The following is a 16,529-nucleotide window of genomic DNA, read 5'->3' on the forward strand; positions in this document are numbered from 1 at the left end:
GTCAGGACTTGGCGGCGAGGTGGAGGCGGAGGACGGTGTCGTAGTCGAGGATCTCCGCGCCGGTCGGGGCGACCTGGGTCAGGTCCTCCGCGGTCACGATGTCCTGGGTGCCGACGATCAGGAGTTTGCGCGGGTCCTGCACGTCCACGCCGTACTTGGTCTGGACGAAGGCGCGGTTCTCGGCGACCTTGAAGTACTCCTCGTACTCGGCCAGACGCCCTGCTCCGTCGTGGACCGGCCGGGTGACCGAGCGGCGATGCTTCTTGCCGTTGGCACCTGATTCGAGCAGCGGGAGCGCGAGGTCGCCGACGACGTGCGTACCGTCCGCGCGTTCCAGCAGGAAGTCGGGTGTGAGGGCCTCGCCGGCGCCGTCGTGGCGTTCGAGGTGGGGCCGGCTGATCAGCCGGGTCGCGTCGAACGCGGACAGCAGGATGCCCTCGTGGTTGCTGAGGAACTCGTCCACGGTCACGTCCTGCAGACCGTGCGCGAGATAGGTACTGGTGAACGCGTCGTCGCGCAGGGCGGCCGGGTCCACCGGGACGCTCACGGTGCCGACCGGGTCGAGGTGGGGCGCGGCGTTGATGTAGTTCTGCAGGAAGTCGAGGTACTTGCCGGCCGGTTCCGAGCGGTGGATCGCGACCGCGAAGAAGGTCCAGCGCACCCGGACCGCGGATCCGGCCGTGTGCGCGAGCAGCACCCGGTCGAACACCGAGTAGTTCCCCGGGGCGAACCCGAACAGCTGCTCCCCCGCGCCGACGTACTCGTCACCGAGGATCTTCACCGCACCCGGCCACCGGGCCGCCAGCTCGCGCCGGCCCACCTCGGTCGCCACGGTCGCGTCCTTGAACACGTTCTCGCCCGGCAGCGTGACCACCGGCGCGCCCGCCCCGAGACCGAAGTACTCCTCGACGCTCGCCGCCTTCTGCCGGCGGACCTCCAGCGACCGGTACTCCCGGCTCACCCCGACCAGCTCGAGGATGTTCCAGTCCGGCGTCTCGGTCAGCACCATCAACCGCGGGTACAGCAGCTGACCCGCCAACTCGGTCCGGTGACTCCCGGGCAGATGCTCGCTCACACCTCCCAGGTGCTCGCCCCAGAACCGCCCGTTCACCTTCACGAACTCGGTGGGTTTCACCACCCGCTCCCTTCCCTGCCGGAGGACTCCTGTCAGCACCAACTCCCAGCCGTCCGGTCCGTATTCCCACCGGGTCCCCGCCGGCGCCGTGGCAAAATCTGCCGGGTGCAGATCGGGATACTGGGACCCTTCGAGGTTCGCACGGACGGCGGCGCCCTCGTCGAGGTACCGGGTGCCCGGCTGCGCGCGCTGCTGACCGCGCTCGCGCTCGAACCGGGCCGGGTGGTCGCGAAGGCGACGCTGGTGGACTGGATCTGGGGCGAACAACCGCCCGCCGACGCCACCAACGCCCTGCAGCGCCTGGTCTCCCGGCTGCGCAAGATCCTGCCGGAGGGGTCGATCGAGGGCCTGACCGACGGCTATCGGCTGAAGCTCGCGCCGGATGCCGTGGACGCGGTCGAGTTCGAGCGACTCGTCGGCGAGGCCCGGACGGACGAGGAGGCGCACCGGATCCGGCTGTTGCGCGAGGCGCTCGGCCTGTGGCGCGGTGCGGCCCTGCAGGACGTCGGTCTGGAGGAGAGCGAAGCCTTCGACGCCGCGGTCACCCGGCTCGAGCGGTTGCGGCTGACCGCGGTGGAGGACCGGTTCGAGGCCGAGACCGCCCACGGCGGCGGTGCGGATGCGGTCCCCGAACTGACCGATCTGGTGGCCGCGTACCCGGTCCGGGAGCGGCTGGTCGGCGCGCTGATGCGGGCCCTCGTCGCGAGCGGCCGTGACAGCGAGGCACTGCTCGTGTACGAGCGGACGCGGGAGGCGCTGGCCGACGAGCTCGGCGTCGATCCGTCCCCCGAGTTGTCCGCACTGCACGTCGCGTTGCTGCGGGGTGAGCTGGTCCGGCGGGAGGAGAAGCGGCCGACGAACCTGCGGGCCGAGCTGACCACGTACGTCGGCAAGGACACCGAGGTCACCGCGGTCCGCGAGCTGATCGCCGGGCATCGGCTCACCACGTTGATCGGGCCGGGTGGTTCGGGCAAGACCAGGATGGCGACCGAGACCGCCCGGACGCTGCTCGACGAACTGCCGGACGGGGCCTGGCTGGTCGAGCTCGCGGCGATCGGCGCCGACGCCGACGTGGCCCAGGCCGCGCTCGACGCGCTCCGGCTGCGGGACGCCTTGGTCGGTGAGGTCCCGGACGCGGAGCCGACGGACCGGTTCATCGCCGCGGTCCGCGAGCGGGAGATGCTGCTGGTCCTGGACAACTGCGAGCACGTGATCGAGTCGGCGGCGGCGTTCGCCCATCGCGCGCTCGGCGAGTGCCGGCGGCTGCGGATCCTCGCGACCAGCCGCGAACCGCTCGGGATCACGGGTGAGGCCCTGTGGCCGGTGGCCCCGCTGGTCCTGCCCGCGGAGACCGCCGACGCCGCCGAGGTCGAGGCGTCGCCGGCCGTCCGGCTGCTGCAGGACCGAGCCAGTGCCGTACGCAACGATCTCGGGACCGACGCCGCGACGATGGCCACGATGGCGCGGATCTGCCGGGCCCTGGACGGGATGCCGTTGGCCATCGAGCTCGCCGCGGCCAGGCTGCGCACGATGACGCTGGACCAGCTCGCGAACCGCCTCGACGACCGGTTCCGCCTGCTGACCGGGGGCAGCCGGACGGCGTTGCCGCGGCACCGGACCCTGCGCGCGGTGGTCGACTGGAGCTGGGAGCTGCTCAGCGACGCCGAGCGGATGGTGTTGCGCCGGCTCGCCGTGTTCGCGGGTGGGGCGAGCCTGGAGGCGGCCGAGCGGGTCTGCGCGGGCGACGCGGTCGAGAGCTGGGAGGTCCTCGAGCTGCTGACCGCGTTGACCGAGAAGTCGCTGGTGGTCGTCACCGGCGAGGACAACCCGCGGTACCGGATGCTCGGCACGATCAAGGAGTACGCCGAGCAGCGGCTCGCCGAGGCCGGGGAGGCCGAGCTGACCCGGCGGACACACCTGGCGTACTTCACCGAGCTCGCCGAGACCGCGGAACCGCATCTGCGCCGCGCCGAGCAGCTCGAGTGGCTGGCCGCGGTCGAGGCCGAGCACGACAACGTCGCCGCCGCGATGCGCGGTGCCATCGCCGCCGGTGACGCCGACGGCGCGATGCGGCTCGCGGCGTACGCGGGCTGGTACTGGTGGCTCGGCGGGCACAAGGCGGAGGGCGACGAGCTGTTGCTCGCGGCAACCGCGGTCCCTGGTGAGGTGGCCGAGGACGTCCAGGCGCTGGTGTACTCGTTCGTCACCGGGTTCCTGACGTCGGGGCGCGGGCGGGACCAGTACCAGGCGGCGGACTGGATCCGGAAGGCGTACGAGCTCAGCCTGCGGGTCGAGAGCCCGCATCCGGCGGTGAAGTTCGCGGCGCCGCTGGAGCGGTTGCTGCACGGGCCGGACGCCTTCCTGACCGCGTTCGAACCGTTGCTCGACGACGACGATCCGTGGGTCCGCGCGCTGGCCCGGCTCCAGCTCGGCAAGATGCGGATCATGCTCGGCGAGGGTGGCAAAGAGGCGGACGAGTACCTGGAGACCGCGCTCGCCGAGTTCCGCGCGATCGGCGAACGCTGGGGCATGTCGTTCGCGCTGACCGAGCTGGCGGACCGGATCGCCGTCCGCGGTGACTTCGCCCGCGCCTGCGAGTACTACGGCCAGGCAGTCGCCGTCGTGACCGAGGCCGGCGCGATCGAGGACGTCGTCCGGATGCGGACGCGGCAGGCGCAGCTGTACTGGCTGGCCGGGGAGAAGGACGCGAGCGCGGCGGCGATGGCGGAGGCGCAGCGGTTCGCGGAGCGGGTCGCGTGGCCGGAGGCGCTGGTCGAACTGGCCCTGGGCAAGGCCGAGCTCGCGCGGTGGAGCGGCGACGCCGAGCAGGCCCGCCGGCAGCTCGGGACCGCGACCACCTTGCTGGGCAGCGAGGCCGAGAAGGCGAACCTCCGCGCGACGCGGCACGACCTGCTCGGGTATCTCGCGGTGGACACGGCCGAGTCCCGCGAGCACCGGATCGCCGCCTTCGAGGCCGCGTCCGAGGCGGCGTACGCACCGGCGATCGCGCAGGTCCTGGTCGGCGTCGCGGACCTTGCCCTGCGCAACGAACAGTACGAGCAGGCGGCCAGGTTGCTGGGCGCGAGTGCCGGGGTCCGCGGACTGCCGGACCGGTCCAACCCCGAGCTGACCCGGATCGAGGCCGAGACGCGCCGTCGCCTCGGTGATCCGGAGTTCACCGAGGCGACGCGACAGGGTACGGAGGCGAGCTGGCCGGAACTGGCCCAGGTCACGCTCGCTTCGTGAACGTGGACGACGCCCACAGGTAGCCGACGAGCGCGATCCCCAGGCACCAGGCGAGCGCCTGGATCGCGTCCCCGGCCGCCGGGGTGCCGTTGAGCAGGCCGCGCAGGGTCTCGATGATCGGCGTGAACGGCTGGTACTCCGCGAACTGCCGGACGCCGGCGCCCATCTTGTCCGCCGGCACGATCGCGCTGCTGAAGAACGGCAGCATGACCAGCGGGACGGACGCCAGACCCGCCGTCTCCGGGGACTTCGCGAACAGGCCGAGCGCGACCGTGAGCCAGGCGGTGGCGAACCCGAGCAGGGCCACCATCCCGATCACGCCGAGCCAGTCGAGGAAGCTCGCCGACGGGCTGAAGCCGAGCAGGAACGCGACGCCGAGCAGGGCCGCGACGGCGATCAGGTTGGTCAGCAGGCTGGCCACCACGTGACCGGTCAGTACCGCGCTGCGCGGGACGTCCATCACCTTGAACCGGTTGATGATGCCCTTGGTCATGTCCGAGTTCACCGCGGTCGCCACCGCGCCGAGGCCGTAGCAGACAGCCAGCAGGAGCAGGCCCGGCGTCGCGTAGTCGACGTAGTCCACGCCGACGTTGAAGGCGTCGCCGAGGATGTACACGAACATGAACATCATCACGACCGGCATCAGGATCGCGTTGAACACCGAGGTGGGGTTGCGGGCGATGTGCTTGAAGTTGCGGCGCAGCATCACGATCGAGGGGTTCTTCATTTCGCCAGGACCTCCGTGGTGTGGCCCGTCAGGGCGAGGAAGACGTCATCCAGGTCAGGGGTGTGCACGGAGAACTCCTCCGCGCTGATCGAGTACTCGTCGAGCCGGTCCAGCAACGTCCGCAGCGTCCTGGTCCCACCGTCGCCGGGGACGCGGAGGACCAGCGCCTCCTCGTCCCGGGTGGCCTCGGTGATGATCCGGGCGGCCGCGTCGAGCTCGGCCGCGGTCCCGAACCGGAGCCGGACGTGGGTGCCGGGGATCATCCGCTTCAGCTCGGCGGGCGTACCCTCCGCGACCAGGCGGCCCTGGTCGAGAACGGCGACCTTGTCGGCGAGCTGGTCGGCCTCCTCGAGGTACTGGGTGGTGAGGAAGATGGTCACTCCGTCGGCGATCAGGTCCCGGATGATCGCCCACATGGTCCGCCGGCTGCGCGGGTCCAGACCGGTCGTCGGCTCGTCCAGGAAGATGATCCGCGGATTGCCGACCAGGGTCATCGCCAGGTCCAGCTTGCGCCGCATCCCGCCGGAGTACGTCGAGGCCGGCTTGTCCGCGGACTCGGCCAGGTCGAAGCGCTCCAGGAGTTCCTTGACGACGCGGGGACCGTCGTTCGTGGGGACCTGGTTCAGGTCGACCATCAGTTGCAGGTTCTCCCGGCCGGTCAGCAGTTCGTCCACGGCCGCGAACTGACCGGTCACCCCGATCGCCGCGCGGACCGCCTTGGTCCCGGTCGCGAGATCGTGGCCGGCCACCCGGGCGGTACCGCCGTCGGCCTGCAGCAGCGTGGTGAGTACGTTCACCGTCGTGGTCTTGCCCGCGCCGTTCGGGCCGAGCAGGGAGAAGATCGTCCCGGCCGGGACCGCCAGATCGATGCCGTCGAGCACGACCTTGTCCTGATAGGCCTTCCGGAGTCCGGAAGCCGTGATTGCCAGCTCTGTCATGGCTCCACTCTCAGCGGCCGCCCTGACACCCTCCTGACACGCGTCTGACACCGGCCGGGACCGCGTCAGCGCCGTGACTGCCCGGTGTCAGCCCGGCCCGGAATGGTTGCTCCTGTCAGCAGGACCGCACATCACCAGTACTTACAAGGAGCACACCATGCAGACCTTCGAAACCCCCGCCGCGATCTCCACCGTGCTCGACATCCCGGCCGGCACCGTCCGGTTCGTCGCCGCCGACCGCACCGAGACCACGGTCGAGGTCCGGCCCGCCAACCCGGCCAAGAGCCGCGACGTGAAGGCCACGGAGGAGACCAAGGTCGAGTACGCCGAGGGCGTGCTGCGGATCGAGGCCCCCACCAAGACCCAGATCCTCGGCAGCTCCGGCACCGTCGAGGTCACGGTCCAGCTACCCGCCGGGTCCCAGGTCGCGGCGAAGGCGGCCAGCGCCGAGCTCACCGCGGCCGGCCGATTCGGCGACTTCACCGTCGAGAGCTCGCACGGCGCGATCGAGATCGAGGAGGCCGCGAACGTCCGGCTCACCACCCAGGCCGGGGACATCACGGTCGGCCGCCTGACCGGGGCCGGCGAGCTCAGCACCGCCAAGGGTGACCTGCGGATCACCGAGGCGGTCAGCGGCAAGATCGTCCTGACCACCCAGGCCGGCGACATCACGGTCGGCGCCGCGACCGGGGTCTCCGCCTCGCTGGACGCCGGGACCACCCTGGGCCGGATCCAGAACTCGCTCAAGAACGCCGACGGGGTGGCCGCCCTGCAGATCCACGCGACCACCTCGCACGGTGACATCTCGGCCCACTCGCTCTGAGCATGAGGGCCGGCACCGGCCGCCTCTGGCCCTTCCAGGTCAGAGGCGGCCCTGCCCGGTTCTCAGCCGGTGCCGGTGACGTCGAGGATGAAGCGTTGCGCGGGACTCAGCCGCTTGTACGTCTCCACCCGCAGGTACGCCTGCTGGTCGAGCTGCTGCGGGAGATGGCGCAACGCGAAGTACGAGTGCATCGCCCGGCGCGGCTTGTCGGTGGTGTTCCGCGTCCCGCCGTGCCAGAGGTGGCTGTTGAACACCACGACGGTGCCGGCCTTGCCGGTGAGCTGGACCTGGTCCGGGTGTTCGTCGGCCGGATCCGCCATCTCGTCACCGGGCATCGTGCCGCGCCGATGCGAGCCCGGGACGACCCGGGTCGCGCCGTTCTCCGGGGTGAAGTCGTCGAGCAACCAGATCGAGTTGCACACCTCGTACTCGCCGGGCTCGACCGGATGACCGAAGTCGGCGTGCAGAGCCTGGTGCCCCTGACCAGGATGCGCCGCCCGGCTGTTCAGCGACGACAGCCGGAACTCTCCGAGGACGTGCCGCATCGCCCCCAGTACGCGCGGGTGGCTGAAGCACACCTCGAACCGCGGGTCCTTGTTCACCAGGTCGGCGAGCCGATCGGTGCCTCGTTCCTGGTGCACCTCCAACCCGGCGCGGTCACCCTCGCCCGCGGTCAACTCGGCCATCCGCTCGTTGAACGCGGCTACCTCCTCGGCGGTCAGGATCCCCGCCAGCGGCAGGTACCCGTCCCGGTCCAGCTGGTCCTTCTCGTCCTGCGTGAGCACGTCGCCGGCGACACCGAGCTCGCGCAAAGCGGTCGTCATATCCATCCAGGCGCTCCCTTCTCAGCTGCACGAATCGATGCCAGCATCATCGGGACCCGCCCACCGGACAATGCAGAAGGCGACTGCGCTGATGCACAAATCGCTTCGGCTCCTCGGCGCCGGCATCCACACCGCCGGCCCCGGCAAGGACTATCCGTCCCACGCCCACACCTCGTGGGAGCTGGTGTACTACGTGCGCGGGCGGATCACCTGCCCGATCGGCGACGACACGTATGCGGCGACCCCCGGTACCGTCCTGCTCACCCCACCCCGCACCTGGCACGCCGAGCTCAGCCGCTCCGGGTACACCAACCGCTTCCTCCAGGTCGACGCCACGAGTACCTGGCCCTGGCCCCGCATCTGCTACGACGACGGCAGCCGCAGCCTCGGCCGGATCTTCGACGCCCTGGTCCAGGAGAGCGCCCAACCCCGAGCCGACACCGACCGCCTCTGCACCCTGCTCCTCGGCGAACTCGACATCCACCTCCGCCGCGCAGCCGCCGCCACCGAACCGACCACCGCCGAGAAGCTGGTCGCGCAAGCCGAGCGCATCTTCGAGGAACGCTTCGCCACCGGCCTCCGAGTCAGCCAGGTCGCCGCCGAACTCGGCCTCTCCCCCTCGAACCTCCGCGCCACCTACGCCACCCTCCGCGGCACCAGCCCCAGCGCGGCCCTCCAACAGGTCCGCCTCCGCCACGCCCTCGGCCTGATCCGCAACTCGAACCTCCCCCTCCAAGCCATCGCCAGCCTCACCGGCTACCACTCGGCAAGCCACCTCAGCCGCCACGTCAAAGCAGCCACCGGCAAACCCCCAGGCACCCTCCGCACCACCGCCTGAACGAACTTGGTGAACGTTCCCCGCTCGAGCTCAGGAGTCGCGACCCGGGCCGGCGGTAGTTTGGCGGGCGTGGACGAACCGCTGATCGCAAGGGGATTCTGGGGACCGCGACAGGAGGGGCCGGATCGGATCGCCGACAAGTTGCTTGCGTTCCTCGAAGGGCTGGATGAGGTCGTCGGGGACAGTATTCGGTGGTCGTCTCCCGAGCTTCCGGGGCAGTCACTCGCCGAGCCGCCGAATGCTCGGCGCGTGATCGCTGACGCGTTCCGGGCGAACACCGATGCTCCCCACCTCGGGATCAACCAGGCGTACGGCGGGCGCGGGCAGCAGATCCCGAAGATCCGGATCGCGATGGGTGTGGGGCGGTACGCCGAATCCCCGCAGGTGCGGAACACCTTCGTGCTGCGGTGGTACGGGAGCGACGCGCTCGCCGAGCAGATCCTGCGGCGGCTCGTGTCGGTGTGGGATCCGGACTGGGGCGATGACATCGAGGTCTCTCACCGACGCTCTGGCCGGGCTGCAGGGTGCCGGCAAGCCAGGCCCGGACATCGGGTACCTGAGCTACCTCTCCGAGGGACGGGCGCAGGCCTTGCCCGGTGGCCTGGACCAGCACCTGGTGAAGCTCGACCACGGCGGCGTCATCATCGGTTCGGGTCAGGGCAGCGGCTTCCTGACAGTGGAGCAGGCCGCCGATCTCGCCGAGGCTCTCAGGCCCGGCGAAGCCTTCTCGCCGACGCCGACCTCGCGCAGCAAGCTCTGAGGCTTCGAATGCCTGGGGCACAACAAGAACCGCCCCTGACCGCGTTTCCGCAGGTCAGGGGCGGTTCTACTCCCTGTGGCAGGTGCAGGGTTCGAACCTGCGTAGGCTAACGCCGACAGATTTACAGTCTGCTCCCTTTGGCCGCTCGGGCAACCTGCCAGGGTGGTGCCGGTCCGAGGACCGGCGGGAGAGACGATACAACAGACTGCACCCCTGACAGCAAATCGGAAAGGAAGTGCCCATGGCTTCGGAGTCCTCCTTCGACATCGTGAACAAGGTCGACCGTCAGGAGGTGGACAACGCCGTGAACCAGGCGGGGAAGGAGATCAGCCAGCGGTTCGACTTCAAGAACGTCGACGCGGGCATCAAGTGGTCCGGGGAGAACATCGACCTGCAGGCGAACACCGAGGAGCGGGTGAACGCCGTGCTGGACGTGTTCAAGGACAAGCTGGTGAAGCGGCAGATCTCGCTGAAGGGGCTGGACGCCGACGAGCCGAAGCTGTCCGGGAAGATCTACAAGATCACCGCGTCGATCAGCGCCGGCATTACCCAGGAGAACGCGAAGAAGCTGTCCAAGCTGATCCGCGACGAGGGCCCCAAGGGCGTCAAGGCGCAGATCCAGGGCGAGGAGCTCCGGGTCTCCAGCAAGAGCCGCGACGACCTGCAGGCGGTCCAGTCGCTGATCAAGGGCCAGGACCTGGACTTCGCCGTCCAGTTCGTGAACTACCGCTGATCCCAGGCCCGGCCAATTCGGTCGCCAGCCGCCGGTTGGCCGGGCATCCTGGGGTCCGTGGACGACAGACTGCGGGACTGGATCCGCGCCGACTTCGGGCTGAACGTGGCCGAGATCACGTCCGTCGGGCACGGTGCCGACATCGCGGCGCAGGTCTGGGAGGCGGTCGCCGCCGAGGGCCGGTACGCCGTGAAGTGGAGTGCGGCTGGTTCGGATACGGGACACGAGGTGGCTGCGTTTCTGGCGGACTCCGGTGTCGCCGGGATCCCGCAGCTCGTGCGTACCGTCGCGGGTGGCTGTGGGGCTACCACGAGGGCAAGCGGCTCACCGTGACTCCGTGGATCGACGGGACGCGCGCTGCCGATGACGGGCTGTCGCTGGAGGAGTGGGGCGAGTACGGCGCGCTCCTTGCTCAGGTGCACGCCGCTGAGCCGCCCGCCGTACTACGGGACGCGCTCCCCCGGTTCAGTCCGGTCAGTGAAAGCACACCGGCTCTCGCCGAGGAGATCCGTACCCGGCTCGCCATCGAGCCCGTGGACGAGGTGGAGGCCGAGTTGGCCGCCGTGTGGACGCAGTACGACGAGGTCATCACCACGTTGGTGGGGACCGCGCCGCCGGAGCCGAGTGGGCCGAAGGTGGTTTGTCATGCGGATCCGCATCTCGGCAACGTGCTGGTCGACGGGCGGGTGCACCTGATCGACTGGGACGACGTGGTGCTCGCGCCGCGGGAGCAGGACCTGATGTTCATGCTCGGCGGGATGGGCGCGGTCGGCCCCACCGCGCCCGAACACCTGAGCGCCTTCCTTACCGGGTACGGCGACGTCGGCATCGACCAGGACGCCGTCCGGTACTACCGCCACCTCCGCGCTCGCGAGGACGTCGTCGGCTGGTCGCACCAGGTGATCACCGGCCCCGACCGCGAGGAAGCCCTCACCATCACCCGCGGCATCCTCGAACACGGCCTCGCCCCACTCGCCCTCAGCTGAACCAAGGCCCCCGCAAACTATCGGCCGACAGCCGCGCAGACGCAGGCCTTGTTGCCGTCCACGTCGGCGAGCACGGTGTACGACGGGGCCTCGCTGTCGTCGACCACGGTCCCGCCCGCGGCGACGGCGGCCGCGATCCGTTCCTCGGCGAACTCGGCCGGGACCCACATATCGAGGTGGAACCGCTGCCGCGGGGTCTCGTGCTCGTCGGTCCCCTGGAACCACAGGATCGGTACCCGCTCGGTCAGGTCGCGCACGTCGTCGGAGATCGTCCCGCGGCCCGCGGCGTCGGTACTCCCGGTCAGCAGCGCGGCCCACATCGGCGCGATCTTGGCCGCGTTCGCGGTGTCCAGGGCGAGCTCGATCGTGAGGATCCCGGCCGGGTCGGCGGTCAGTCCCTGCTCAGCGGCGAGCTCGGTGATCCGGCCGGCCAGGTCGACGTCCTTCTGGGTCACCCATTCGACGACGTGCTCCTGACCGGCATCATCGCGGTAGATCGCGTCCCGGCTGATCAGCTTGAAGTCGACGAACCCGTCCCCGAGCGTCGTCCGCGGATGATGCCCCGCCGCGTCCCCCGCCGAAGCCACCGCCGCGACGAACCGCGCCCCGGCCCCGAAGTCCTCGACCAGGTACCGAGCGTGCAGCCCCTGACCCAGCTTCCGCCAGTCAGCCAGCCCAAGCTCGGCGATCTGCGCATCCCTCAACATGTCCATACCGGCGACGATAATCCCGATTCCGGACGATCCACTTCCGCAAAAGACCGCGCTTCAGGACGGACTTCCCAGCACCGTGGTGCGGATCGCTCTCGGGGAGCCGCCGAGTTCGCGGTGGCAGGCTTTGTTGAAGGCTTGCAGGTCCGGGATGCCGACCGAGGCCGCGATCGCCGGGATCGACAAGGTGGACGCCATCAGCAGGTGGCGGGCCCGGGTGAGGCGGCGCTGCCGGAGGTACGCGATCACCGTCGTCCCCGTCTCGGTGTGGAACAGGCGGGTCAGGTGGTTGTGCGAGACCCCGGCGACGCGGGCGAGCGCGGGGACCGTCAACGGGCGGGCCAGGTTCGCCTCGATGTACGCGATCGCGGCCGCCACCGCCGGGTGCGTGGTCTGCCCGCCGCTCTCCCCCGCGGACCCGAGCTGGACGACCCGCCACAACGCGGTCCACACCTCGGCCACCACCCGGGGCGAACCACTGGGTGACACCTCGAGCGCCGAGCGGAGCAGGTCGCTCAGTACCGGTGCAGCTGCCCCCGCGTCCTGGACCACGGGGAGGCGCAGTTCCTCACCACCGGGCCGTGGACGGAAGTGGACGTACAGGTGCTCCGAGCGGCCGCGGTACCGGAACTCGGCCTCGACGCCGGCCGGGGTCACGCTGACGTACCCCGGGGCGACCGCGTACGTCGTGCCGTCCACGGTGAGCTCGGCGGAGTAGTTGTACAGGTGGAGCTGCCAGAGGTCGGGCAGCAGGTACACGTCGCGCAGACTGCGGACGCCGTGGATCCCCGCGCCGACGTTCAGCACCTCGGGCGGCTCAGCCAAGGCTAACCGAAGCGATCGGGGCGAGGACGTGGACACGGTGAAAATTTACCACCAGTGGTGATCACAGCCCACGCGAAACAAGGGCATCGAAACCTAGCCTGGACGAGTAGGAACCACCAAGGACCTCGCCCACCAGGGAGAGACATGACCCACCCGCATCGCAAGAACCTCCTCACCTCGGTCCAGATGGCGCACTTCGTCGCGACCGGCGCGCTCCGGATGGACGCCGTCGTGCCCGACGAGATGAACCAGCAGGCGATCGACGTCCTGCAGGCCGGCATCCCCGGCGTCCCGTACGGCACCCCGCTGTCGGAGGCGTTCGCCGGCAGCGAGTTCGTGCAGCGGCTGGTCCAGCTGCCCGAGGTCGCCGGGGCGATCCACAGCCTGGTCGGCCCGGAGCCGACCGTCGACCACCACGCGGTGCACATCCGTAAGGCGAACGAGGGCGAGGCGCAGAACCTGCACGGGGACGCGATCATCGACGTCCGCGAGGACGCCTTCGACGTGCAGCTGATGTACTACCCGCAGGAGGTGACGCTCGAGATGGGCGGCACCCTGAGCGTGCCCGGCAGCCACCTGCGCCGGACCAACGAGTCCGACACCGGCCGGTACCAGAACCTGCTCGGCCAGACCCGGCTCACCTGCCCGGCCGGCACCGTGGTCTTCCTGCACCACGGCATCTGGCACGGCGGCCGCCGCAACGACAGCGCGATCGACCGGTACATGTTCAAGATCCGGTTCAACCCGACCGTCCGCCAGGTCCGGCTGTGGAACACCGAGGACCTGTACGACGACGCGGTCGCGACCGAGCTGAAGCAGACGTTCCCCTGGTACGAGAACGCCACCGGCCGGCTGGAGATCTACAACCGGGTCAAGCTCTGGCAGGCCATCACCGGCGACGACACGTTCGACCCGGACTACTGGGTGACCCGGGTGTCGAACCGCCCGCAGCGCGTCGTCGCCCAGCGCAGCCTGAACCCGCACGCCGCGAAGAAGGAGATGGTATGACCGCCACTGCCCAAGACACCGGCGCTGCCACCGGCGCCGGCACCCCGCAGACGACGGTGCGCCAGCAGGTCCTGGTGCTCTACCTGGCCTCGTCGGCGCTGGACTCCCGGACCGTCGGCTGGTCCACCTACGACGGCACCGGCGGCACCTCGCCGACGACCGGTGACAGCGACGTCCCGCCGTACGCGAGCGGGCTGGACGCGCTGAAGGACGGCTGGCGGCTGTTCCAGGCCGCGCAGCTGCTGCCGCCGCAGCACGGGCACGAGTACGACGTGTCGTTCCTGAAGCACGAGTTCTTCTTCGAGAAGCTGGTCGACACCGCTTCCTGATCGGCACCGCTTTCTGGTTCCACCACCGACGCCGTCGGACACCGCGAAACCGAGCGGTGTCCGGCGGCGTTCGGTCAGGTCCAGATCGAGCCGAGCCGGTGCACGGCGAGGTCGGTCAGGACCACCGGGCCGTCGGCGACCAGCTCGATCCCGTCACCCCCTGACCCGCTGTCGAAGTCGACGTTGAGGCACTCGTAGAACAGGCCGTCCTGGGCGAAGATCTCGAGCTGCCCCCGATCCACCAGCAGCCGCACCGTCAGTACCCCGTTCGGTGCGGTCGGCAACGAGTGACCGTCCAGCGTGACCGCCGCGACGTCGTACGTCACGTCCCGGCCGGAGGTACCGTCGGCAACGACCCGCAGCCGGAAGGTGATCGAGCCCGCCTCGGTCGCGCCAAGATCAATGGTCGCCGCGAGTTCGTACGTCTCGGCCGCCTCGCCCGCGAGCAGGGCGCAAGCTTCCTCGGGAGTGAGCCGGCCAGGCTGCCAGGTCGACGACGAGTGCCGCAGAGTACGGAGCTCGTCCACCGGTTCGCTGGCCAACCGCGGCCCCTCCGGTGTGGACACCAGCCGCTGTTCCACCGCGAGGCTCAGGTTGCCGGTCCAGACGGACCCGCTGTTCTTGCCCTGCCACGCCACCGTGACCACGCGGCCGTCGGGCAGGTTGTCGAACGACTGGGCCGCGTAGTAGTCGCTCGCCGCCGGACCCGGGTTCCTCGTGATCGTCTGCGGCTCGGTCCAGTCCGTGTGGAACTCACGTCCGTCGAAGTCGCCGACCAGGTACGAGCCGCGGCCGTCGCGGAGTACCCAGTGAAGGTCGGTGAGGTCGCCGTCGAGCGGCATCAGGGTGAAGTCCGGGCACTCGAACGCCCAACCGGCGGTGATCCGGCTGGTGCGTTCCCAGCTGAGCAGGTCGGCCGAGACGAAGAAGTCCAGCCCGTTGCCGTCGTTGTCGGACCAGACCACCATCACCCAACGCTCGGTCGGCGGATGCCAGACCACCTTCGGGTCCCGGCTCTCCCGGCCGCTCGGCTGCGCGATCACCCGGCCCTCGTCGTACGCGGTGAACGTGAAGCCACCGTCCAGGCTGTAGAACGTCCGCACCCCCTGGGTCCCGGTGAACACCAGGATCGGATCGTGGTCGCCGTCCTTCAGACCGGACGTGTTCCGCACGTCGACCACGCCGCCACCGGACCACAGCTCACCGACGTGCTGCTCCGGGTTGAGCGCGATCGGCTGCTGCTCCCAGCGGACCAGGTCGGTACTGGTCGCGTGGCCCCAGTGCATCGTGTCCCACACCAGGCTGTTCGGTGCGTGCTGGTAGTACAGGTGGTACGTCCCGCGGTAGTGCAGCAGCCCGTTCGGGTCGTTCATCCACCCACCGCGGGTACTGAAGTGGTACTGGCCGCGGTTGGCCTCCTGGTAGTCGGTCGCGGGGTAGGGCATCGTCTCTGCGGTCATCGAGCACCTTCCGTACTAGCGGGGGCGACGGAGTTCGCGGGGCGGCAGGGAACCGAGTTCGTTCGCGCCGCCCGGGGTCTGGTACCAGTACGCGACGCTGCTGATGTCGTCGCTGCGTTCGAAGTGGCCGTGGTCCCACGCGCCGATCTGCTGCAGCGTGATCCGCAACCGCTCGTGGAAGATCACCGGATCGGGCAGGTGCCAGCGGTACATGCCGTGGGACTGCAGCGTGCTCGTGGCGAACGGCGAAGCGCGGGTGGTGTCCTCGGCGGAGTAGAACGGGTACCCGCAGTACGGCGCCGAGAAGGTGAGCGGGACGGGCGGTGGATCGTTCCGCAGCGCGTCCTGGAACGCCCACGCACCCCCGGCGTAGTCCTCGAGCCCGGTGCTGCACTGGGTCGGATAGGCGTCGTCGTCATCGACGTAGAACTTCACCTCGCCCTCACCCCACCAGTACCGCTCGAGCGCGGTCAGGCCGATGTACGTCCCGACGTAGTGGCCGCTGCCGGTCACGCCGTCGAGGATCACGTGGTCCTCACCCAGCGCCGTGGACGCGTTGCTGCGCCGCCAGTGCGCGTGGAAGTGCGCGGTGTCGGTCGGCAGCTCGTCGTCCACGGTGTAGTCGACCTGGTAGTAGATCCCGCCGACCGGGCCGGGGTGCTCGCTGGTGAGCTCGATCCGGGCCCGCCGGCGGAACGGCATCGGGAAGTAGCAGTTCAGCCCACCGGTCGGCGCGACCACGATCGGCACGGAGGTGACCAGCGCGCGCTGGCCGAATCCGTTGCAGAAGAAGTCGCCGAGCGGCACCTCGACGGCGGGCCGTTCCTCGCCGTCCCACCACATCCGCAGCACGAGGTCACGCAGTACCCACGGGCCGGCCTCGGTCTTGTCCGGCACGGTCATCCAGAGATGCCGGATCTCCCCGGGACCGTGGATCTCCGCCAGCGTCGCCGTCTCGCCCGGCTCCAGCGCGATCGCCGGCCGGCCTTTGCGGGACGGGCCGAGCGCGGACGCGGTCATCGCCGCGCGGCCCGGCTCGCCGGTCGGGTTCTCGGCGTTGATCGACCGGCTCCGGCTGCGGCCGGGCGCTCGGGTCAGGGCGGACCAGTCTGCGTGGGTCATCGGGTCTTCCTCCGGGGACGAGGACGGATGCGACTGCCGGGTGACTCGGTCGAGGGCTTCACCTA

17 protein-coding genes and 1 tRNA gene are annotated in these 16,529 nt (G+C 70.1%); 9 read left to right on the forward strand and 9 right to left on the reverse strand.

Annotation, left to right across the window (positions count from 1 at the left end; genetic code table 11):
* Position 1: 1 nt before the first annotated feature.
* A complete protein-coding gene (locus tag FB561_RS03255) occupies positions 2 to 1,135 on the reverse strand; it encodes a hypothetical protein (RefSeq protein ID WP_145802851.1) in 1,134 nt (377 codons plus the stop codon).
* A gap of 105 nt (positions 1,136 to 1,240) precedes the next feature.
* On the opposite strand from FB561_RS03255, the gene FB561_RS03260 reads away from it, so the two are divergent.
* Positions 1,241 to 4,381 carry an AfsR/SARP family transcriptional regulator gene (locus FB561_RS03260; protein ID WP_145802853.1) on the forward strand — a complete coding sequence of 1,047 codons (3,141 nt, stop codon included), beginning with the start codon at positions 1,241 to 1,243 and terminating at the stop codon, positions 4,379 to 4,381.
* Here the strand turns inward: FB561_RS03260 and FB561_RS03265 are convergent.
* Together FB561_RS03265 and FB561_RS03270 are read right to left on the reverse strand one after the other, a co-directional pair.
* Positions 4,365 to 5,108 (reverse strand): ABC transporter permease, encoded by a 744-nt coding sequence (locus tag FB561_RS03265; protein ID WP_145802855.1) that lies wholly within the window; start codon positions 5,106 to 5,108, stop codon positions 4,365 to 4,367. The genes FB561_RS03260 and FB561_RS03265 overlap by 17 nt on opposite strands.
* Positions 5,105 to 6,046: an ATP-binding cassette domain-containing protein gene (locus FB561_RS03270; protein WP_145802857.1), complete on the reverse strand. Its 942-nt coding sequence runs from the start codon at positions 6,044 to 6,046 to the stop codon at positions 5,105 to 5,107. The genes FB561_RS03265 and FB561_RS03270 overlap by 4 nt, the downstream gene beginning before the upstream one ends.
* Positions 6,047 to 6,203: 157 nt before the next feature.
* On the opposite strand from FB561_RS03270, the gene FB561_RS03275 reads away from it, so the two are divergent.
* Positions 6,204 to 6,869: a DUF4097 family beta strand repeat-containing protein gene (locus FB561_RS03275; protein WP_145802859.1), complete on the forward strand. Its 666-nt coding sequence runs from the start codon at positions 6,204 to 6,206 to the stop codon at positions 6,867 to 6,869.
* Between the two features lie 62 nt (positions 6,870 to 6,931).
* On the opposite strand, the gene FB561_RS03280 is transcribed toward FB561_RS03275, so the two are convergent.
* On the reverse strand, positions 6,932 to 7,699 hold the full coding sequence (locus FB561_RS03280) for a phytanoyl-CoA dioxygenase family protein (RefSeq protein ID WP_145802861.1): 768 nt from the start codon (positions 7,697 to 7,699) through the stop codon (positions 6,932 to 6,934).
* Between the two features lie 85 nt (positions 7,700 to 7,784).
* On the opposite strand from FB561_RS03280, the gene FB561_RS03285 reads away from it, so the two are divergent.
* Complete coding sequence (locus FB561_RS03285; protein WP_170284563.1) at positions 7,785 to 8,531, forward strand: AraC family transcriptional regulator; 747 nt, start codon at positions 7,785 to 7,787, stop codon at positions 8,529 to 8,531.
* 481 nt (positions 8,532 to 9,012) lie between these two features.
* Positions 9,013 to 9,291 carry a hypothetical protein gene (locus FB561_RS03290; protein WP_145802864.1) on the forward strand — a complete coding sequence of 93 codons (279 nt, stop codon included), beginning with the start codon at positions 9,013 to 9,015 and terminating at the stop codon, positions 9,289 to 9,291.
* Between the two features lie 76 nt (positions 9,292 to 9,367).
* Here the strand turns inward: FB561_RS03290 and FB561_RS03295 are convergent.
* Positions 9,368 to 9,450: transfer RNA gene (locus FB561_RS03295), tRNA-Tyr, on the reverse strand.
* An 82-nt stretch (positions 9,451 to 9,532) separates the two neighbouring features.
* Between FB561_RS03295 and FB561_RS03300 the strand changes: the two genes are divergently transcribed.
* The 3 genes from FB561_RS03300 to FB561_RS03305 are packed head-to-tail and all read left to right on the forward strand — an operon-like array spanning position 9,533 to position 11,010.
* A complete protein-coding gene (locus FB561_RS03300) occupies positions 9,533 to 10,024 on the forward strand; it encodes a YajQ family cyclic di-GMP-binding protein (RefSeq protein ID WP_145802866.1) in 492 nt (163 codons plus the stop codon).
* A 57-nt stretch (positions 10,025 to 10,081) separates the two neighbouring features.
* The gene (locus FB561_RS37685; RefSeq protein WP_170284564.1) at positions 10,082 to 10,357 is read left to right on the forward strand and encodes a hypothetical protein; all 276 of its coding nucleotides are present in this window, start codon (positions 10,082 to 10,084) and stop codon (positions 10,355 to 10,357) included.
* A complete protein-coding gene (locus tag FB561_RS03305; protein WP_170284565.1) occupies positions 10,354 to 11,010 on the forward strand; it encodes a phosphotransferase enzyme family protein in 657 nt (218 codons plus the stop codon). Before FB561_RS37685 ends, FB561_RS03305 begins: the two co-directional genes overlap by 4 nt.
* A 17-nt stretch (positions 11,011 to 11,027) precedes the next feature.
* Here FB561_RS03305 and FB561_RS03310 read toward each other — a convergent pair whose 3' ends face one another.
* Together FB561_RS03310 and FB561_RS03315 are read right to left on the reverse strand one after the other, a co-directional pair.
* Positions 11,028 to 11,723: a VOC family protein gene (locus FB561_RS03310; RefSeq protein WP_145802868.1), complete on the reverse strand. Its 696-nt coding sequence runs from the start codon at positions 11,721 to 11,723 to the stop codon at positions 11,028 to 11,030.
* 54 nt (positions 11,724 to 11,777) lie between these two features.
* Positions 11,778 to 12,545: an AraC family transcriptional regulator gene (locus FB561_RS03315; RefSeq protein WP_238334628.1), complete on the reverse strand. Its 768-nt coding sequence runs from the start codon at positions 12,543 to 12,545 to the stop codon at positions 11,778 to 11,780.
* Between the two features lie 144 nt (positions 12,546 to 12,689).
* Between FB561_RS03315 and FB561_RS03320 the strand changes: the two genes are divergently transcribed.
* Both FB561_RS03320 and FB561_RS03325 read left to right on the forward strand, forming a co-directional pair.
* Complete coding sequence (locus FB561_RS03320; protein WP_145802870.1) at positions 12,690 to 13,553, forward strand: phytanoyl-CoA dioxygenase family protein; 864 nt, start codon at positions 12,690 to 12,692, stop codon at positions 13,551 to 13,553.
* Positions 13,550 to 13,882, forward strand: a complete 333-nt coding sequence (locus tag FB561_RS03325) for a hypothetical protein (protein ID WP_202880533.1) — start codon at positions 13,550 to 13,552, stop codon at positions 13,880 to 13,882. Before FB561_RS03320 ends, FB561_RS03325 begins: the two co-directional genes overlap by 4 nt.
* A 74-nt stretch (positions 13,883 to 13,956) precedes the next feature.
* On the opposite strand, the gene FB561_RS03330 is transcribed toward FB561_RS03325, so the two are convergent.
* Together FB561_RS03330 and FB561_RS03335 are read right to left on the reverse strand one after the other, a co-directional pair.
* The gene (locus FB561_RS03330) at positions 13,957 to 15,342 is read right to left on the reverse strand and encodes a glycoside hydrolase family 32 protein (RefSeq protein ID WP_145802872.1); all 1,386 of its coding nucleotides are present in this window, start codon (positions 15,340 to 15,342) and stop codon (positions 13,957 to 13,959) included.
* Between the two features lie 15 nt (positions 15,343 to 15,357).
* The gene (locus FB561_RS03335; protein WP_145802874.1) at positions 15,358 to 16,464 is read right to left on the reverse strand and encodes a glycoside hydrolase family 172 protein; all 1,107 of its coding nucleotides are present in this window, start codon (positions 16,462 to 16,464) and stop codon (positions 15,358 to 15,360) included.
* Between the last annotated feature and the right edge of the window lie 65 nt (positions 16,465 to 16,529).

Origin of the sequence: Kribbella amoyensis, assembly GCF_007828865.1 — a bacterium.
In the GTDB taxonomy this organism is placed as follows: Bacteria; Actinomycetota; Actinomycetes; order Propionibacteriales; family Kribbellaceae; genus Kribbella; species Kribbella amoyensis.

Bases quoted from the DNA above. Each gene is read 5' to 3' on its own strand.
- FB561_RS03285 (WP_170284563.1), top strand. From the start codon at position 7,785: ATGCACAAATCGCTTCGGCTCCTCGGCGCCGGCATCCACACCGCCGGC.
- FB561_RS03280 (WP_145802861.1), bottom strand. From the start codon at position 7,699: ATGGATATGACGACCGCTTTGCGCGAGCTCGGTGTCGCCGGCGACGTG.
- FB561_RS03270 (WP_145802857.1), bottom strand. From the start codon at position 6,046: ATGACAGAGCTGGCAATCACGGCTTCCGGACTCCGGAAGGCCTATCAG.
- FB561_RS03325 (WP_202880533.1), top strand. From the start codon at position 13,550: ATGACCGCCACTGCCCAAGACACCGGCGCTGCCACCGGCGCCGGCACC.
- FB561_RS03290 (WP_145802864.1), top strand. From the start codon at position 9,013: ATGACATCGAGGTCTCTCACCGACGCTCTGGCCGGGCTGCAGGGTGCC.
- FB561_RS03330 (WP_145802872.1), bottom strand. From the start codon at position 15,342: ATGACCGCAGAGACGATGCCCTACCCCGCGACCGACTACCAGGAGGCC.
- FB561_RS03300 (WP_145802866.1), top strand. From the start codon at position 9,533: ATGGCTTCGGAGTCCTCCTTCGACATCGTGAACAAGGTCGACCGTCAG.
- FB561_RS03265 (WP_145802855.1), bottom strand. From the start codon at position 5,108: ATGAAGAACCCCTCGATCGTGATGCTGCGCCGCAACTTCAAGCACATC.
- FB561_RS03320 (WP_145802870.1), top strand. From the start codon at position 12,690: ATGACCCACCCGCATCGCAAGAACCTCCTCACCTCGGTCCAGATGGCG.
- FB561_RS03335 (WP_145802874.1), bottom strand. From the start codon at position 16,464: ATGACCCACGCAGACTGGTCCGCCCTGACCCGAGCGCCCGGCCGCAGC.
- FB561_RS03275 (WP_145802859.1), top strand. From the start codon at position 6,204: ATGCAGACCTTCGAAACCCCCGCCGCGATCTCCACCGTGCTCGACATC.
- FB561_RS03310 (WP_145802868.1), bottom strand. From the start codon at position 11,723: ATGGACATGTTGAGGGATGCGCAGATCGCCGAGCTTGGGCTGGCTGAC.